Origin of the sequence: Citrobacter sp. Ce129, from assembly GCF_030334545.1 — a bacterium.
Lineage (GTDB): Bacteria > Pseudomonadota > Gammaproteobacteria > Enterobacterales > Enterobacteriaceae > Citrobacter > Citrobacter europaeus.
On record NZ_JAOWDS010000051.1, the window covers coordinates 536171 to 553797 of the forward strand.

The window sequence follows — 17627 nt, forward strand, 5'->3', positions numbered from 1 at the left end:
AACAATAAATTACAGCGCCTTCATGGTGCCTTTCGGCAGAACGGCAGCTACGAAATCACGTTTAATAACCACTTCAGTGGTGTCGTTCAGCGCGATAGCGATGTAGCCAGATTCTGCTACTTTGGTCACGCGACCCACCAGACCACCGTTAGTCAGCACTTCATCGCCTTTCGCAATGGAGCTCATCAGATTTTTATGTTCTTTGGTACGCTTTTGCTGCGGGCGCAGGATCATGAAGTAGAAAATCAGACCAAACACCACCAGCATCAGAATCAGAGACATCGGGCTGCCCTGCGCCGGAGCACCTGTTGCCGCTACCGCATCAGAAATAAAAAAGCTCATTCAAATTCCCTCATTATTAAAATTAATCAACGTTCACAGGTGGAACTGGTCTACCCTGACGTTGGTAAAAATCGGTCACGAAGCTCTCTAATTTACCCTCTTCAATAGCCTTGCGTAAACCCGCCATCAAACGCTGGTAGTAGCGAAGGTTATGAATCGTGTTGAGACGCGCGCCCAATATTTCGTTGCAACGGTCGAGATGATGCAAGTAAGCGCGCGAATAATTGCGACAGGTGTAGCAATCACACTCAGCATCGAGCGGACTGGTGTCGCTTTTATGTTTCGCGTTACGAATTTTTACCACGCCGTCAGTCACAAACAAATGACCATTACGGGCATTTCGCGTTGGCATCACACAGTCAAACATATCGATACCGCGACGCACGCCTTCAACCAGATCTTCTGGTTTGCCGACGCCCATCAGGTAACGCGGTTTATCTGCCGGAATCTGTGGGCATACATGCTCCAGGATGCGGTGCATATCTTCCTTCGGCTCACCGACAGCCAAACCGCCGACAGCGTAGCCATCAAAGCCGATATCTACCAGACCTTTAACAGAGATATCACGTAAATCTTCGTAAACGCTGCCCTGAATGATGCCAAAAAGCGCATTTTTGTTGCCGAGACTATCAAAACGGTCGCGACTGCGCTTCGCCCAACGCAGAGACATCTCCATCGAGCGTTTAGCATAGTCCCAGTCGGCCGGATACGGTGTACATTCGTCGAAGATCATCACGATATCGGAACCGAGATCGTATTGAATCTCCATCGACTTCTCGGGATCGAGGAAAATCGGATCGCCGTTGATCGGGTTACGGAAATGCACGCCCTGCTCGGTTATCTTACGGATATCGCCCAGGCTGAACACCTGGAAGCCGCCGGAATCGGTGAGGATCGGCCCTTTCCACTGCATAAAATCGTGCAGATCGCCGTGCAGCTTCATGATTTCCTGACCCGGGCGCAGCCACAGGTGGAAGGTGTTGCCGAGGATGATCTGTGCGCCGGTCGCTTCAACTTCTTCCGGCGTCATGCCTTTTACGGTGCCGTAAGTACCGACCGGCATAAAAGCAGGCGTTTCTACTACGCCACGATCAAAAACCAGGCGGCCGCGACGCGCGCGACCGTCTGTGGTATCCAGTTCAAATTTCATTTTTTCTCCTGCATCAGAGAGACAGTCTGATGATTAAACTTTCCCCATGAATTCACTCCACGGAGTAAAAATATCTTAACCCACTGGCGAAGGCGCAATCGGCGCAGCCAGTTTGGGGCGACCAGCGCACAGCCACCGGAGCGTACACGCAGTACGTGAGGATGGCGAGCACTGCCCGCCATCAAAATGGCAAGTGAGATAGCCTTCTCACGGTCGCTCAGAAATAGCCTGCGGATTGTACGTGATAAACATCGCATCACCGTAACTAAAAAAGCGATATTCCGCTTTTACCGCTTCATGATAGGCGTGCATGGTGTTTTTATAACCAGCAAACGCGGAAACCAGCATGATCAGCGTCGATTCCGGCAGGTGGAAGTTGGTTACCAGGGCATCAATCACCTGATATTTATAGCCTGGATAAATGAAAATTTGCGTATCGCCGAAGAATGGCTCGATAAGGTCGTTTTTGGCAGCCTGCGCTGCGCTTTCCAGTGAACGTACGGAGGTGGTGCCCACCGCAATCACGCGGTTGCCGCGCGCTTTCGCCGCCAGCACCGCGTCCACCACATCCTGCGGCACTTCCGCATATTCAGAGTGCATAATGTGGTCTTCAATGGTGTCTACGCGCACCGGCTGGAAAGTACCCGCGCCGACGTGCAGCGTGACGAACGCCATTTCAATACCTTTATCGCGCAGTTTAGCCAGCAGCGGATCGTCAAAGTGCAGACCCGCAGTCGGCGCGGCGACGGCACCCGGTTTTTCACTATACACGGTCTGGTACAGCTCGCGGTCGGCGTCTTCATCGGGACGGTCGATATACGGCGGCAACGGCATATGGCCGATGGCGTTGAGGATATCCAGCACGCTGCGTTCGTCGTTAAACTCAACTTCAAACAGCGCGTCATGGCGGGCGACCATCGTCGCGTTAATACTTTCGTCGTCGCCCAGCAGCAACTCAGCGCCCGGCTTCGGCGCTTTCGAAGCACGAATATGCGCCAGAATACGTTTGTCATCCAGCATACGCTCGACCAGTACTTCAATCTTGCCGCCGCTGGCTTTACGGCCAAACAAACGCGCAGGAATGACGCGAGTGTTGTTAAAGACCAGCAAATCTCCAGGGTTGAGCTTATCGAGCAAATCGGTGAAAGTACCGTGCGTCAGCGCGCCCGTCGGCCCGTCCAAAGACAGCAAGCGGCAGCTACTGCGCTCAGCTTGCGGATAGTGGGCAATCAGGGATTCGGGTAGTTCAAAGGTGAAATCGGTAACGCGCATGACACTGACTCAGACTAAAATAAGAGGCGGGTAGTCTAGTGCCGGGGCGTTCTCCCTGCAACCTTTACCCCTCTGGATAAACGTTTAACTATGAATTTTCTTGCACATTTGCATCTCGCTCATCTTGCCGACAGCTCGCTTTCCGGCAATCTGCTGGCCGATTTTGTCCGGGGTAATCCGGAAACGCACTATTCGCCTGACGTGGTGGAGGGCATCTTCATGCACCGTCGTATCGACGTGATGACCGATAACCTGCCGCAGGTGCGTGAAGCCAAAGAGTGGTTTCGTAGCGAAACGCGCCGCGTCGCACCGATTACGCTGGATGTTATGTGGGATCATTTTCTGTCGCGCCACTGGTCGGAAATCTCCCCTGACTTCCCGCTGACGGACTTTGTGCGCTATGCCCGTACCCAGGTAACCACTATTTTACCGGAATCGCCGCCGCGCTTTATCAATCTGAACAACTATATATGGTCAGAGAAATGGCTTGAGCGCTACCGGGACATGGATTTTATCCAGAACGTCCTGAACGGCATGGCCAGCCGCCGCCCGCGACTCGATGCCCTGCGCGACTCATGGTATGACCTCGATACGCATTACGATGCGTTAGAAGAACGTTTCTGGCAATTTTATCCGCAAATGATGGACCAGGCGCGGCGTAAAACCCTTTGATTGCAGCCCGCATTCCCCGCCGGATAAGCCGTAGCCGCGATCCGGCAAAAGATTGATAGACAAAACCTGTCTCATTGATTGCCAACGCCTCTTTGTCTTATTCCCGAACACTCTCTATACTGGCCCGCGTTGCGTTCCAAAAACCCCTTAACATTGCAGGAGAATTATATGGTACTGGTAACTCGTCAGGCTCCGGATTTCACAGCAGCTGCGGTACTGGGTAGCGGTGAGATCGTTGAAAACTTCAACTTCAAACAGCATACCAACGGTAAAACTACCGTTCTGTTCTTCTGGCCGATGGACTTCACCTTCGTTTGCCCGTCTGAACTGATCGCATTCGACAAACGTTACGAAGAATTCCAGAAGCGCGGCGTTGAAGTTGTTGGCGTTTCCTTCGACTCTGAATTTGTCCACAACGCATGGCGTAACACCCCTGTCGACAAAGGCGGCATCGGTGCAGTGAAATACGCAATGGTTGCTGACATCAAACGCGAAATTCAGAAAGCCTACGGCATCGAGCACCCGGAAGCGGGCGTTGCTCTGCGTGGTTCTTTCCTGATCGACGCTAACGGCGTTGTTCGCCACCAGGTGGTTAACGATCTGCCGCTGGGTCGTAACATCGACGAAATGCTGCGCATGGTTGACGCGCTGCAGTTCCACGAAGAGCACGGCGACGTTTGCCCGGCACAGTGGGAAAAAGGTAAAGAAGGTATGAACGCGTCTCCGGACGGCGTGGCAAAATACCTGACCGAGAACGTTTCCAGCCTGTAATTGGCATGAATCGACAAAAGGCCCGCAATGCGGGCCTTTTTTATTGGTTTATGTCGGATTACCCTTTTTCACTTCTCGCCAGATTCTCCACGCCATCAGAGCCAGTACGGCGACGCCAAGTATCAACGCACCCCATACCAACAGCGTTTTCCACTGGCTTTGTTGCTCAGCGACGGACGTTGCCGTCAGCCTCGCCTCGCCACCCAGGGTGACCCGTTCATCCTCAAAAGCCTGCGACATTTTGTCGGGGTCGTTATGTTTGCGTAACGCCTCCGGGATCAGCATCGCCAGACTGATGCTCGCCGGTTCCGCCGCTTTGTTTCCCCATGCCAGGATAAACGGGCTTTGGCCTTGCGCGTTAAAAATCACTTTATAGCTGTCACGCTCCCCTCTGAGCACGGGTAAGGTGGCAGGCAAACGCGCCTGAAGCGTCGTCATCCGGACAGCCTCAACCAATTCACCGGAGAGCGGAATATCATCCGAATACTGATTTTCCAGATTGTAGAGAACCGTTCGGGTTAAAGGCTGCCAGGCCTCTTTTTCTGCCTTGCGCCATTCAAGCTCAACCGGCAACACGCCTTCGTTATCCAGTGAAACCTGTAATGAGGTCAACGGTTGCGGCCTGGACCACCGCCAAATCGCCTGGTTTTCGGCGATTCTCTCCACTTCAGCATTCATCGAAACAGGCTGGATAAGCGAAGGCTCCTCACGGGTTATCCCACTCACCCCGCTCAGATTCAGCGCAGGACTTTGCGAATCAAGAATCAGCAGCAGCCAGGGGACGCCATCAGCGGACATTCGCAAGTCATCAACGCCTAAGGTGTCCATTTTCAACCGGTCGTCGCTATGCGTCAGATCCATCAGCGGCGCATTTCCTGTAATCAACCTCCAGTCACGCAAATCGCGGCTGTAATAAAGCGATGCCGTTCCCTGCCAGTTTTTCGCAGGCGCATCCCAGATCAAACGTAACTGGGACAGCGATGGCGTCTCTTTCACATCGTCTGGCAAAGCGATTAAATAACTCTGCCCGATGGATTGCTGGTTTTCACTTTCGAAGCGAATTTCTATGCCATTTTTAGAACGCAGCAGGACCGCGGGTCGTTCATTATCTTGCGTTGGCGTCACCTGCTGCGCCGTAGAATCAAACGGGAAAAGGCGCAGAGGAATGGTTTTCGGGGACGTTGCCTGCGCTTTTTCTGCCAGCAGAGTGAAAGGCACTACGTCACCCTGACGGTTGAACACCCTGATATCACGTAAGTCCGGCCAGACTGCCTCGTGGTATACCGCTAAAGGCAGAGGGAGGCTATACCATTGCTCTGACCCAGGCGTAAAGAGCTTCACTCCCGTCGCGTAGTCTGCTGGCGCATCCGTAGCCGTATTACTGCCCCACGCAGCGCCGGTTGCTCCTAACAGAGCACTCCAGAGAACCGCTTTCATCCATTTCATTTTTCTTCTCCAGCTTTGGGCGGTAAGGGTGAAAAATAGCCAATAATCAGCACCAGAATGGCCACGCCAATAAACGCGACCGCGCGCGCCAGGCCGCCGCCTCCCGCGCTGTCCACCAGCATCAGTTTAACGATGACTATCCCCAGCAAAACCGCGCCACACAGCCATTCCTGGCGCGAGCGACGCCGGGTCGCTCGCAGCATCACCACCAGCGCCGCTAACATCCAGAACAGAGCAAAACAGGTTTGAATCAGCCGCGAATCCCATAGCGCCTGGACATTCCACGCAACTTCGCCATACCAGGACAACGCGCGCAGCAGCAAACCATTAAGCCACCAAAAGCTGAGCGCCATCAGCGCCACAACCGGCCATGGGCGACATACGGAAAGCTGAACCGGGAAATAGCGTTGAGACACGCGATAAAACACCACCAACCCCAGCAGGGCAAACGCTGCGCCCTCTTCCAACGGGTTGAGCAACGGCAGATACGTCTGACGATAAACCACGCCATCCTGTAAATTCGTCAGCACGAGCAAACCGACCAGTGCCAGCGCAACGGGAATCATCGCCTGAACAGAATAGAGGGCCGGCCAGATGCGAAACGGCCAGAGCTTGCGATGAACAGCTTGATAAACCATGAAAATCAGCAGCCCACCAGCCGCCATCATCAGGCCGCTTCCCCACGCAGCCCTGCCCCACGGCAGCGCCTGCGCGAACCAGAACAGCTCAACCGCCAGCGCCAATAAAATCATCCAGAAGAACGACAAATGCGCCAGCCGGGAAAGCGCTGGCGGTAATATCTGCGCGTCACGCCAGAGCAGCGCCAGCGCAACAACTAGCGCCGCACACCAGGCCAGATTCGGCCAACCCGCCGCAAAAATCTGCTGCAAAGAGATTTGATACATCAGCACCACGAGCATCATCGGCCACAGCAGCCATTTACTGGCATCCAGCTCCCGCCATGCCAGGCGACCAGCAATCGCTCGCCAGCCCCAAACCGATACCGCCATTAATGCCAACACGCCAGACAGCACCCACCGATCCTGTTTCAGGATGAGTTGCGATGCCGCAACAAGTGCAATAATCCAGAAAAGCAAACCACCCGCGAGAATCCCCCAACTGCCCTGTATCCGAATGTTGCGCCATAGCCATGCACCAGCCAGCCAGCTAAGGCTAAGCACGGCAAAAATCAGCATCATCGAAAGTGCGGTTGTGCCGTTCGTCAGCGCCCATAGCGCGCTGCCCACGGCCAGCACGAGCAGCGCCGTACCGCTATAACTCATGCGTCGTTGCTGTTGTTGCACGCCCAACCAGAGGATACCCAGCCCCTCCAGCGACCAGGCCATCGCCGTCCAACGGGCTGAAAGCGCCAACGGAATGGCCAGGGTGGTAAATGCGCCGCCGAGCGCCAGGGCAGCTAATACCAGAGGTCTCCCCAGAGAAGACGAACGCCGCAAGGCAAGCGTCGCCAACACCAGATAGAAACCACCGTAGCCTAGCGCGCTGAGCGCCGGACCATATGCCATATGTCGGGTAATGGCATACTGCATGCCAAAACCTATCAGTGGAGGAGCAAACAGCAGCACGCCGTCAATAATCTGTTTGCCTTTTTCCTGCGCCCGAAGCGATAGCGCCACGCTCAGCACGCCAAAAATAATGGTGTTGGCGATCAGGAAAAGTTGGCAGCTCAGGTAATACTCAGGCCGATAGTCATCCAGTCCCCACAAACCACCAACGCCAAAGGTAAACAGCAGGCCGAGCAGATTCAGCTCCCGCCAGTGCTGCCAGATGCTGATGGCGAGAATGCCCACCGAGAGCAAAAGATAGAAAGAGAAGAGTGCGACATGACTGCCGCCGCCGGTGGAAAGCAGCAGCGGCGCGAGATAGCCGCCAAGGCTTGCCAGCATCGCCAGGCTGAGTGCCTTTTGCAAAATAGCCAGACCCACACTGGCCGCGCAAATCGCCACCAGCAGCGCAAATGCCAGCGTCATGGGCAGCATTTGCCACAGCCGGAACGCGCCAAAGACGGTGAGATAGAGTGCCCCCGTAGCCCCGCCCTGTAGGATCAGCGCATAGACCGGTTGCTTATGCCTTAACCGCCAGCCCAGTGCCAACAGGACAATAGCAAACAATGCGGCAGCCACCAGGCGCAGCTCAAGCGGAAACAAAGAATGTTCGACGGTGTAACGCAACAGGAAAGAAAGCCCCAGGAACAGGAGCAAAATACCGAGCTTTGCCAACGGGTTGCCCTGCATAAACCAGCGCACCAGCGATGACATCACCCCACCAAAAGCAGAAGGGCGCTCGACGTTGGGCGTGGATACCGCCGCTTTCTCCGGCTTCGGCTGCGAAGCCCACGGGTTAACAAGTTCCGGCGTCGGCTCAGTGACAGGTTCCGGCACCACGTTGCTAATCGCAGACGTTGGCGCATCAGAAAGAATACTCTCTGTTGCAGGCGTCGGCTCAATGGCTGTTGCCTGCGCCACAGACTCTGGCACCACGCCGCGCAGCTCAAGTTCCTCTACCCGACGGCGCAAGGCCACCAGTTCGGAACGTACCGCCGCACTGCGTCTGTATGCCACGATCGCGAGGCAAGGTACCACTACCAGCGCGAAGAATAAAACAATGCAGCCAAGGGTTAGCAGCTCATCCATGTTTCCACCTTCACTGTATAAAGACAGACCAGAATGACACAATTTGTTGCAGTTACGCCATATCTGTTAACACTATGACCCGCTTTTCAGAAAATACAATCAGCCCCTGCGTTTGGCCAGGGGCTGTGAGGAGGGATTAAAACGCGAAGCAGGAGCAACCAAGTGCGCCCCAGAAAGCCCGATCGTCCGACACCGGAATCCCCGACTTACGCGCAATATCATGCTGGTGACCGTGTACGCCGCAGCTGCCGCAGCACTGGTGCATCTGCACCATTGCGCCAATTTTCGCCGCAGCAGGTGGCGCTGAGCGATAGTGCCCCGGCACCTTCACTACCGGCGACCAGTCCGGCACAACCGGAATGGCTGGCGGTGCCAGCGGAGTGAAATACCCTGCCGCGTACACCACTTTGCCATCGACAATGGTCATCACCGACTCGATGCCTTTGATCTCTTCTTCCGGCACGCTGAAGTAATCTTTAGACAGCACCACCAGGTCGGCCAGTTGATCTTTCTCGATGCGCCCTTTCTTACCCTGTTCGCTGGAGAACCAGGCGCTACCGGCCGTCCACAGTTCCAGCGCCACATCGCGTGGCAGGCGATTGTTATCATCGTACATCGCCATACCACCAACGGTACGGCCCGAAACCAGCCAGTAGAGCGCGGTCCACGGGTTGTAGCTGGCCACGCGGGTGGCGTCAGTCCCCAATCCGACCGGAACGTCAGCCGCCAGCATTTTCGCCACCGGCGGTGTATGTTTGACCGCATCTTTACCATAGCGATCGACAAAATATTCGCCCTGGAACGCCATACGGTGCTGAACCGCTATCCCGCCCCCCAGCGCTTTTACACGCTCGATATTCCGTTCGGTAATCGTTTCGGCGTGATCGAAGAACCAGTGCAGACCATTGAACGGGATATCACGATTTACCTTCTCAAACACGTCCAGCATTCGGCTGATGGATTCATCGTAGGTAGCATGCAAGCGGAACGGCCAGCGGTGCTCAACCAGGTGTCGCACCACGCGCTCCAGCTCATCTTCCATACCTTCCGGCAGATCCGGGCGTGGCTGGAGGAAGTCTTCAAAATCCGCGGCCGAGAAAACCAGCATTTCCCCTGCCCCATTGGCACGATAGAAGTCGGTTCCCTGCCCTGGCTTGAGCATATCGGTCCAGCGTTCAAAGTCTTCCAGTTCCTGCTTCGGACGCTGGGTAAACAGGTTGTAGGCGATACGCACCGTCATCTGTTTATTGGCGTGTAGCTGCTCAATTATCTCATAATCTTCCGGGTAGTTCTGGAACCCGCCGCCCGCATCGATGGCGCTGGTCAGTCCCAGACGGTTCAGCTCGCGCATAAACTGACGGGTCGAGTTAACCTGCATTTCCAGCGGCAGTTTTGGTCCTTTTGCCAGCGTCGAATAAAGGATCATGGCATTGGGTTTGGCGATCAACATTCCGGTCGGGTTGCCGTTGCTATCACGCACAATCTCACCGCCCGCCGGATCCGGCGTCGCTTTGGTGTAACCGACGGCTTTCAGCGCGGCGCGGTTGAGCAAAGCCCGGTCGTAGAGATGCAGAACAAAAACCGGAGTATCGGGAGCAGCTTCATTCAGTTCTTCGAGGGTTGGCATGCGACGTTCGGCAAACTGGAATTCACTCCAACCTCCCACCACGCGTACCCATTGCGGCGACGGCGTTCTGTCCGCCTGCTCTTTAAGCATACGTAGCGCGTCCGCCAGCGACGGCACGCCTTCCCAACGCAATTCCAGATTGTAATTCAGACCGCCGCGAATGAGATGCAGGTGCGAATCGTTCAGACCCGGGACCACCGTATGTCCTTGCAGATCAACAACCTGCGTCCCTTCGGTGGCAAAGCTCATTACCCGCTCGTGGCTCCCGGTCGCCAGGATTTTACCATTGGCGATCGCCACCGCCTCAACCTGCGGGTTTTGTTTTTCGAGAGTATGAATTTTTCCGTGAGTCAGAATTAATGTGGCAGTTTGCGACATATCAATCTCCTGAGAAACCGGTCAGGCTTTTTTCAGCCATCCGGCAAACAGACGGGTTACGATGGGCATCCAGAACCAGACCACCAGCGCAACCACAAAGGCATCATTGATGAGATGCAGGAGTAACGAGCCCTTCATTGCAGGCAGCACCATGCCGGTCAACCACGGCACCAGATTGGTGCTGGGAAATATCACCAGCAGGGTTATCAGAAACTGTTTCCAGCGTTTGGGCTGGCGTACATGGGGCGCGGGCGGCGTAAACCAGAATGCCGCTTCGGTGCGAATTTCGGTTTTGTCACCTTCCGCCAGCAGTGGAGCAATCTCTTCGACCAGCACGCGGCGCGTATCGGACTGGGTCCAGTTATACAGATGCTCAAGCGTGTCGAAGCGGATAATGATGTTCCACAGGTTGTTGCCATCTGCTGGGCGAATCACGTTCGCGCCGAGATGACCGGGAAATTCAGCCGCTACAGGCATGATTTTCCCCAACCACTGCTCATACCGCTGCGCCTGCTGAGGTAGCAAGGTGTGGGTAATCACCAACGTCACATGTTTGCTCTGCGCCATGAAGGGTTCCTTGTTGAGAGGAAACAGGCCGCTTAGGCCAGGAAAGCAATACACAAAATCATTCATGGTGCATCGAGGCGGCAAGGTTGTGGATCCCCGGGAGCTTACATAAGTAAGTGACCGGGGTACGCAAACGAAGCCAACAAAGATGCAAAATGAAGGATGACGTGTATTTAAGCTTTACGTTCCGGCGCGCCATGCACCATGGTATAGGCATAATCCACGCCCATACCGTAAGCGCCGCTGTGCTCGCGCACCAGATCCATAACGGCGTCGTAAGTTTCTTTGCGTGACCAGTCGCGCTGGTACTCAAGAAGAACCTGTTGCCAGGTCACTGGAACGGCGCCCGCCTGCACCATACGATCGATAGAACGTTCATGGGCATCTACGGACGTACCGCCGGAAGTGTCGGTCACCACATACACTTCGTAGCCCGCTTCCAGCGCCATCAGCGCAGGGAAAGTCAGACATACCTCGGTCCACAGCGCGGAGATAATCAGTTTTTTACGTCCGGTCGCTTCCACGGCTTTCACAAACGCCGCATCTTCCCAGGAGTTCATTGAGGTGCGTTCAATGGGTTTTACATCAGGATGAACCGCTAACAATTCTGGCCAGATATATCCGCTAAAACTTTTTGTTTCCACAGAAGTATAAATCACCGGAACATTGAATATTTTCCCGGCTTTCGCTAATGCCACGGTATTATTTTTTAAAGTCTGGCGATCAATATTCGCTACACCAAATGACATTTGCGGCTGATGATCAATAAAAATAAGCGTAGAGTTTTGAGGGTCAATCAGTTCCCGAATAGACATATCACACCTTCTTAATCAATAAGTTAAAAGGCAACGGTCTGTATCTGCCGTCAGCAGCAGGATCCTGAATCAGAAAGCTTGTTGAGTATAGCGGGAAATTTCTAACGAGTTATTAAAGAAAACTTACCATCCTGTGAAACTATTAATTTTGTATTGCGATATATCCTAAACAACCTCAAAAAAATGCGCATAACTCATCTAATTTATTCACTGGCATTGTTTTTCTTCATTCGGTACAACAGAGGGGTTCAATTTTCAGGATATTTTCTGCTTATGCGCATCAATCTGGATGTTTTGCTCATTCTCGACGCACTCGACAAACAGGGTTCATTTGCCGCGGCGGCCGAATCGCTGTTTAAAACCCCTGCGGCACTCAGCTATATGATTCAAAAGCTGGAAAGCGACCTGAATATCGAGTTGCTTGACCGTTCCGGACACCGGGCTAAGTTTACCGACACCGGACAGATGATGCTGGAAAAGGGACGTTTGCTGCTGAGCGCGGCAAAAGATCTCGAAAAGCAGGCAGTGCAGCTGAGTTCAGGCTGGGAAAAAGAGCTGGCAATTGCGCTGGACGATTCCTTTCCCCTCGCCTCGCTGTTGCCGATTATCGATGAATTTCACGCGCTGAATAAGCAAACGCGCCTGAGCTTTACCCACCATACGCTGGCGGGTTCCTGGGAGGAACTGACCCATAATGGAGCAGATATTATTCTGGGGGCGATTAATGAACCGCCAACGTCTGCGGCCTGGTCCTACAAAATGCTCGGTACGCTGGACAATGTGTTTGTCGTTGCGCCTGAGCATCCGCTGGCCGCAGCAACGGACGGCCTGACCAACGAGCAGTTGTGCCTGCATCGGGCGATTGTTATCAGCGACAGTGCGCGCTTTTGTCATCCGTTACAAACCAATCTGATGGAAGAACAAGCGCAGATCCGCGTCGATGACTTCCACAGTAAAGTGATGCTACTTCGGGCCGGCATGGGCTGCGGATTTCTCCCACGTCATATTGCCAGCCCGTGGCTTGCCACGGGCGAGCTGGTGGAAAAAACGGTTATCTCATTTCGCCAAAAAGACGTGGCCTATATGGCCTGGCGCAATAACCGTGATGGGCTGGCACAGCGCTGGTGGCGAGACGCGCTGCTGGCAAGCCGGGAGGTTGCGCGCTTATATCAATGACCTGACCACACCGAGGCGGTAATCGCCGGCAGCGTCAGGACATCATCAGCAAGCAGGCCTTTACCCTCTTTGTGCTGCCATTGGCTGACGCTCAGTAATGGCGAGGCTGGCAGGACCACTTCACAGGCGTGGCCACGGTTAATCGCCACCAACACGCGCTGACGGTTTAGCACACGGACAAACACCACCACGTTATCCTCGGCGTAAATCACCTGACAACCGCCATGGCGTAACGCCTGGCTTTGATGGCGTAATTTAGCCAGCCGCCGGTACAACGCCAGCAGGTTAGCGTCCTGTTTTTCAGGCTGCCACGGGAACGGTTTGCGACAAAATGGATCGTTGTTCCCATCCAGCCCCACTTCGTCACCGTAGTAAATACAGGGCACGCCAGGCCAGGTAAACAGCCACACCACCGCCAGCGGTAACCGTGCAACGTCTTTACCAAGCAGAGATTTAAAACGGGCGGTATCGTGGCTGTCGAGCTGATTAAACATCCGCAGTTGCTGCTGATGCGACAAACCCGCACGGTAGTTGTCCATCCACGCCATACAGGTCTGGGCATCAATAGATTGCGGATCGTATGAGATATCAGTATTGGCGAGGAATCCCCAGAGGGGGAAAGTAAAGCCGCGATAGTTCATGGCGGCATCTTCGGCATCAGCCTGCAACCACTGGCGCGCATCGCCAAAATGTTCGCCCACCACATACGCCCCTGGCTGGGTTTCTTTTGCCGCCTGCGTAATACCGGCCACGTGCTGCAGGTTGTTGCGCGCGCCACCGGTCTCTCCCAGCATGTGCACCACATCCAGACGCCAGCCGTCCATACTCCACGGCGCTTTCAGCCAGTGGCGGACGATACTGTCTTCGCCGCGATAAATTTCATTCACCAGGCTTGCGGAGGAAAAGTCCAGCTTAGGCAGGCTGGCATACCCCAGCCAGTCGAGCGCGACACCATCATCTGAAAAATGATACCAGTCGCGCCAGGGAGATTGCGGATTATGGCACGCCCCGTCGGTTCCCCGATTATGCCGGTCAAACCAGGCGTGCGAATCGCCGCTATGGTTAAAAACACCGTCGAGAATCAGCCGTATGCCCTGCCGTTGGGTGTTGTGACGCAGGCGCAGCAGTGCTCTGTCGCCGCCAAACTGTGGATCAACATGGCGGTAATCTTCGGTATCGTATTTATGCACGCTCGGCGCGGTAAACACCGGATTCAGATACAGCGCCGTGACCCCTAACGTTTTCAGGTACGGCAGCTTTTCACTGATGCCATCCAAATCACCGCCATAAAACGTGGAGCCGCCGGCCTGAGCCATAAGCGGCTCGTCCCACTCGCGCCGCACAATATCGTGCCCGGCCGCGTGGTGGTAATAGACATTATCCTGAGCCGCTTCACGCGACTGGCTGCGGGCAAAACGGTCCGGGAAAATTTGATAGAAAATCTGATCGGCGACCCACTGCGGACCGTTATCCGGCACATCAATCGCAAACTGCTCCAGACGCGCAGGCGGAAAACGGCTGAAACCCTGCGGGGTAAACCACAGCTGACGATCGAGCCAAAGTAATTTAAAGCTATAGCGTCGACGAGGCTGCCCGCTGGAGAGATCGATTGCCGCTCGCCACGCGGTCACGCCCGGCTGCGGCTGGCTGCGCTGCTTGCGCATAGCCAGCGAAATCTCTTCGTTATCGTTTTCTGCGCGTAGCGTCACCCGCTGGGGTGGATTCTCCCCCGCCAGCCATAATGTAATCGTCAGTTGATCTTTGTTTTGCTTAACAAATGGGGCAACCGGAAGGTGCCAGGCGTTCAACATCACGTATCCCCTTTGATGATAATGACGTCAGCTTGCCATAGCGAAGTGCAGGATCACTCCTCATCTTAACGTTTATTGGGGGAGGAGCTCGGGGGAGGAGAAAATTGCCGGGTAACATCAGGCTACCCGGCAAAAATATTACTGCGCTTCAGCCAGTTGACGCTCGCGACGGCGCTTGAAAACCCAGCCGGCCAGCAGCAGGATAATCCACGCAAAGCCGACGTACAGCGAAATACGGGTATCCGGATGATAGCCGATAAGCGCGATGATAAAGACCAGGAAAATCAGGCCAATAACGGTCGTCACAACCCCACCCGGCACTTTAAATTTCAATGCCTTGACCTCTTCCGGCGGCAGACGACGACGGAAGGCAATCTGCGACAGCAGGATCATAATCCACACCCATACCGTGGCGAAGGTCGCCAGAGAGGCGATCACCAGGAAGACGTTTTCCGGCATGATGTAGTTAAGATACACCGCAAACAGCAGCGCGATGGTCATCACCATCACCGTGACCCACGGCACGCCACGACGCGAGGTCTTAGCGAACATTTTCGGGGCGCTGCCCTGCTCTGCCATACCGTGCAACATACGACCCACGCCGAAGACGTCAGAGTTGATGGCCGACAGCGACGCGGTCAGTACGACAAAGTTGAGGATCCCGGCGGCAAAGGTAATGCCCATATGCTGGAACGTCAGAACGAACGGGCTACCGTCGGTGCCAACCTGGTTCCATGGGTAAATGGACATGATGACGAACAGCGTCCCCACGTAAAACACGAGGATGCGCATCGGTACGGAATTGATGGCGCGCGGAATAGATTTTTCCGGGTCTTTGGCTTCACCTGCGGTAATCCCGATAATCTCAATCCCGCCGTAGGCGAACATCACCATTTGTAACGACATCACCATGCCGAGCCAGCCGTTGCTGAAGAAACCGCCGTTGCTCCACAGGTTATGGATACCGGTCGGTTGCCCGCCGTTGCCAATCCCCCAAATGATGATGCCGAAACCGGCGACAATCATGATGATAATGGTGGCGACCTTAAAGAACGAAAACCAGAACTCCAGCTCGCCAAACACCTTCACGCTCATCAGGTTGATGGCGCAGATAATCAGCACCACGCTGAGGACCCAAATCCAGTGCGGAACGGCAGGGAACCAGACCCCCATGTAAATACCAAAGGCAGTCACGTCGGCAATAGCGACAATCAGGATTTCAAAACAGTAGGTCCAGCCGGTGATGTAGCCTGCCAGCGGTCCAAGGTTTTCCTGCGCGTAGCGCGAGAAGGAGCTGGCAGCCGGGTTATGAACGGACATTTCGCCCAGCGCACGCATAATAATATACGCCGCTACACCGCCGATAATATAGGCCAGCAATACGCTTGGCCCCGCCATTTTGATGGCATCGGCCGAGCCGTAGAACAGCCCAGTGCCAATTGCTGAACCTAATGCCATAAAGCGGATGTGCCGGGTGCTCAGCCCACGCTTTAGCTTGTTATTACTTTCCATCGATTCCTAACCTGTTAACACAATAAAAAAACCACGGGGCCATATTAATAGCCCCGTGGTTAAAACTTATTGTCAGTGATATTAGTGTGCGCTGGAGGTCACTTGTCGACCCGCTGCGCGATCCCAGATAACTGCCAGGATCACCATCACGACTGTTGGCATCAACCACGCCAGCCCCTGCTCCGCCAGCGGTAAACGCTGGGTCCAGGCCGGTAACACGTCGCCAATTGCAGAAGCTTTAATGCCATCAAGGATACCAAAAATCAGGCTGATAAACATCGCAGGTGCAATGACGCGGGAAGAATTATGCCACCATGAGCGGGTAAAGCTTAATACAACCAGTGCGATACATGGCGGATAGATAGCCGTCAGCACCGGAATAGAGATCTGAATCAGATGGCTCAGACCCAGGTTAGAGACCACCATCGAGAAGCCGCCGAGGATAAATACCAGCGTACGATAAGACAGTGGAACATACTGGGCAAAGAACTCTGCGCATGCGCAGGTCAGGCCAACCGCGGTGACCAGACAGGCGATGAAAATCAGCGCCGCCAGCAGGAAGCTTCCCGCGCCACCAAAGGTGTGCTGAACATACGCATGCAAAATTGCCGCGCCGTTAGCAGACTGATCGACCAGAATCGCGCTATCTGAACCCAGACGGAACAGCGCGAGATACAGCAGCGTTAAGCCCACACCTGCCATTAAACCCGCCCAAACGGTGTAACGGGTCAGCAGACGCGCTTCAGTAACGCCACGCGAGCGAGCAGCGTTAACGATAACAATACCAAATACCATCGCGCCCAGCGTATCCATGGTCAGATACCCGTTCACGAAGCCATTAGAAAACGCCGCAGTTTGATAGGCCTCCATCGCATTACTGATCGGGCCCGCTGGCCAGACAATTGCAGCGACAGACAGTACCACCAGCGCCAGAATTTTCAGCGGCGCCAGGAAATTACCAACCGTATCCAGCAGTTTACCCGGATACAGTGAAACCAGAATGACAATCGCGAAATAGATAACGCTATAGATAAACAGCGGCAACGCAGAGTCACCGGTCAGCGGTGCAATCCCGACTTCGAAAGAGACCGTCGCGGTACGTGGAGTAGCAAATAACGGCCCAACTGCCAGATAGCAAACGGTCGCCAGCAGCAGACCGGCGACTTTACCGATAGGCGTGCTCAGTCGGTCAACACCACCACCGACTTTCGCCAGCGCGACAACGGTAAGCACCGGCAAACCAACGGCGGTAATCAAAAAGCCAAAAGCCGCAGTCCAGACGTGTTCACCTGCCTGCAAACCAACCATTGGGGGGAAGATGATGTTACCTGCACCAACGAACAGTGCAAATGTCATAAATCCCAAAGCGATAATATCGCGCGATTTTAACTGATGGGTCATAAAGTCTTACTGCCTGTGGATGTGGTGTTGAAA

The 17627-nt window shown here is 54.5% G+C and carries 14 protein-coding genes; 3 read left to right on the top strand and 11 right to left on the bottom strand.

From position 1 onward, the window contains the following. Positions 1-9: 9 nt before the first annotated feature. The 3 genes from yajC to queA all read right to left on the bottom strand — a co-directional run bounded on the left by yajC (position 10) and on the right by queA (position 2764). A complete protein-coding gene (yajC, locus tag OGV77_RS04565) occupies positions 10-342 on the bottom strand; it encodes a preprotein translocase subunit YajC (protein ID WP_043015381.1) in 333 nt (110 codons plus the stop codon). Between the two features lie 22 nt (positions 343-364). Next, the gene (tgt, locus tag OGV77_RS04570; RefSeq protein ID WP_003021535.1) at positions 365-1492 is read right to left on the bottom strand and encodes a tRNA guanosine(34) transglycosylase Tgt; all 1128 of its coding nucleotides are present in this window, start codon (positions 1490-1492) and stop codon (positions 365-367) included. A 207-nt stretch (positions 1493-1699) separates the two neighbouring features. Beyond that, a complete protein-coding gene (queA, locus tag OGV77_RS04575; RefSeq protein ID WP_043015380.1) occupies positions 1700-2764 on the bottom strand; it encodes a tRNA preQ1(34) S-adenosylmethionine ribosyltransferase-isomerase QueA in 1065 nt (354 codons plus the stop codon). Positions 2765-2854: 90 nt separating this feature from the next. Here queA and acpH point away from each other — a divergent pair, with 90 nt between their 5' ends. Both acpH and OGV77_RS04585 read left to right on the top strand, forming a co-directional pair. Then, entirely contained in the window at positions 2855-3436 is a 582-nt protein-coding gene (gene acpH / locus OGV77_RS04580) for an ACP phosphodiesterase (protein ID WP_043015379.1), read from the top strand. 168 nt (positions 3437-3604) lie between these two features. Continuing rightward, positions 3605-4207: a peroxiredoxin gene (locus tag OGV77_RS04585; protein ID WP_003021524.1), complete on the top strand. Its 603-nt coding sequence runs from the start codon at positions 3605-3607 to the stop codon at positions 4205-4207. A 48-nt stretch (positions 4208-4255) separates the two neighbouring features. On the opposite strand, the gene OGV77_RS04590 is transcribed toward OGV77_RS04585, so the two are convergent. The 5 genes from OGV77_RS04590 to OGV77_RS04610 form a co-directional block, all read right to left on the bottom strand. Then, positions 4256-5653 carry a DUF3999 domain-containing protein gene (locus OGV77_RS04590; protein WP_087051637.1) on the bottom strand — a complete coding sequence of 466 codons (1398 nt, stop codon included), beginning with the start codon at positions 5651-5653 and terminating at the stop codon, positions 4256-4258. Continuing rightward, positions 5650-8307, bottom strand: coding sequence for a DUF2339 domain-containing protein (locus OGV77_RS04595; RefSeq protein WP_087051638.1), 2658 nt, complete (start codon positions 8305-8307; stop codon positions 5650-5652). The genes OGV77_RS04590 and OGV77_RS04595 overlap by 4 nt, the downstream gene beginning before the upstream one ends. A gap of 136 nt (positions 8308-8443) precedes the next feature. Beyond that, positions 8444-10312 (bottom strand): amidohydrolase, encoded by a 1869-nt coding sequence (locus tag OGV77_RS04600; RefSeq protein ID WP_087051639.1) that lies wholly within the window; start codon positions 10310-10312, stop codon positions 8444-8446. A 21-nt stretch (positions 10313-10333) separates the two neighbouring features. Beyond that, positions 10334-10879, bottom strand: a complete 546-nt coding sequence (locus OGV77_RS04605; protein ID WP_087051640.1) for an antibiotic biosynthesis monooxygenase — start codon at positions 10877-10879, stop codon at positions 10334-10336. Between the two features lie 173 nt (positions 10880-11052). Next, positions 11053-11694, bottom strand: coding sequence for a hydrolase (locus OGV77_RS04610; protein WP_003021513.1), 642 nt, complete (start codon positions 11692-11694; stop codon positions 11053-11055). A gap of 273 nt (positions 11695-11967) precedes the next feature. Between OGV77_RS04610 and OGV77_RS04615 the strand changes: the two genes are divergently transcribed. After that, positions 11968-12870, top strand: a complete 903-nt coding sequence (locus OGV77_RS04615) for a LysR substrate-binding domain-containing protein (protein WP_047413073.1) — start codon at positions 11968-11970, stop codon at positions 12868-12870. Here the strand turns inward: OGV77_RS04615 and malZ are convergent. From malZ to brnQ, 3 genes are all read right to left on the bottom strand, one after another. Continuing rightward, positions 12864-14681 carry a maltodextrin glucosidase gene (gene malZ / locus OGV77_RS04620; protein WP_087051641.1) on the bottom strand — a complete coding sequence of 606 codons (1818 nt, stop codon included), beginning with the start codon at positions 14679-14681 and terminating at the stop codon, positions 12864-12866. The two genes, OGV77_RS04615 and malZ, sit on opposite strands and share 7 nt — an antisense overlap. A 138-nt stretch (positions 14682-14819) precedes the next feature. After that, the gene (proY, locus tag OGV77_RS04625) at positions 14820-16193 is read right to left on the bottom strand and encodes a proline-specific permease ProY (RefSeq protein ID WP_016152018.1); all 1374 of its coding nucleotides are present in this window, start codon (positions 16191-16193) and stop codon (positions 14820-14822) included. An 81-nt stretch (positions 16194-16274) separates the two neighbouring features. Further along, complete coding sequence (brnQ, locus tag OGV77_RS04630) at positions 16275-17594, bottom strand: branched-chain amino acid transporter carrier protein BrnQ (RefSeq protein WP_043015372.1); 1320 nt, start codon at positions 17592-17594, stop codon at positions 16275-16277. Positions 17595-17627 lie beyond the last annotated feature (33 nt).

Excerpts from the sequence above, each read along its gene's own strand:
- OGV77_RS04595 (WP_087051638.1), bottom strand. The coding sequence starts at position 8,307 with ATGGATGAGCTGCTAACCCTTGGCTGCATTGTTTTATTCTTCGCGCTG.
- OGV77_RS04615 (WP_047413073.1), top strand. The coding sequence starts at position 11,968 with ATGCGCATCAATCTGGATGTTTTGCTCATTCTCGACGCACTCGACAAA.
- queA (WP_043015380.1), bottom strand. The coding sequence starts at position 2,764 with ATGCGCGTTACCGATTTCACCTTTGAACTACCCGAATCCCTGATTGCC.
- OGV77_RS04605 (WP_087051640.1), bottom strand. The coding sequence starts at position 10,879 with ATGGCGCAGAGCAAACATGTGACGTTGGTGATTACCCACACCTTGCTA.
- OGV77_RS04590 (WP_087051637.1), bottom strand. The coding sequence starts at position 5,653 with ATGAAATGGATGAAAGCGGTTCTCTGGAGTGCTCTGTTAGGAGCAACC.
- proY (WP_016152018.1), bottom strand. The coding sequence starts at position 16,193 with ATGGAAAGTAATAACAAGCTAAAGCGTGGGCTGAGCACCCGGCACATC.
- yajC (WP_043015381.1), bottom strand. The coding sequence starts at position 342 with ATGAGCTTTTTTATTTCTGATGCGGTAGCGGCAACAGGTGCTCCGGCG.
- OGV77_RS04585 (WP_003021524.1), top strand. The coding sequence starts at position 3,605 with ATGGTACTGGTAACTCGTCAGGCTCCGGATTTCACAGCAGCTGCGGTA.
- OGV77_RS04610 (WP_003021513.1), bottom strand. The coding sequence starts at position 11,694 with ATGTCTATTCGGGAACTGATTGACCCTCAAAACTCTACGCTTATTTTT.
- brnQ (WP_043015372.1), bottom strand. The coding sequence starts at position 17,594 with ATGACCCATCAGTTAAAATCGCGCGATATTATCGCTTTGGGATTTATG.
- tgt (WP_003021535.1), bottom strand. The coding sequence starts at position 1,492 with ATGAAATTTGAACTGGATACCACAGACGGTCGCGCGCGTCGCGGCCGC.
- acpH (WP_043015379.1), top strand. The coding sequence starts at position 2,855 with ATGAATTTTCTTGCACATTTGCATCTCGCTCATCTTGCCGACAGCTCG.
- OGV77_RS04600 (WP_087051639.1), bottom strand. The coding sequence starts at position 10,312 with ATGTCGCAAACTGCCACATTAATTCTGACTCACGGAAAAATTCATACT.
- malZ (WP_087051641.1), bottom strand. The coding sequence starts at position 14,681 with ATGTTGAACGCCTGGCACCTTCCGGTTGCCCCATTTGTTAAGCAAAAC.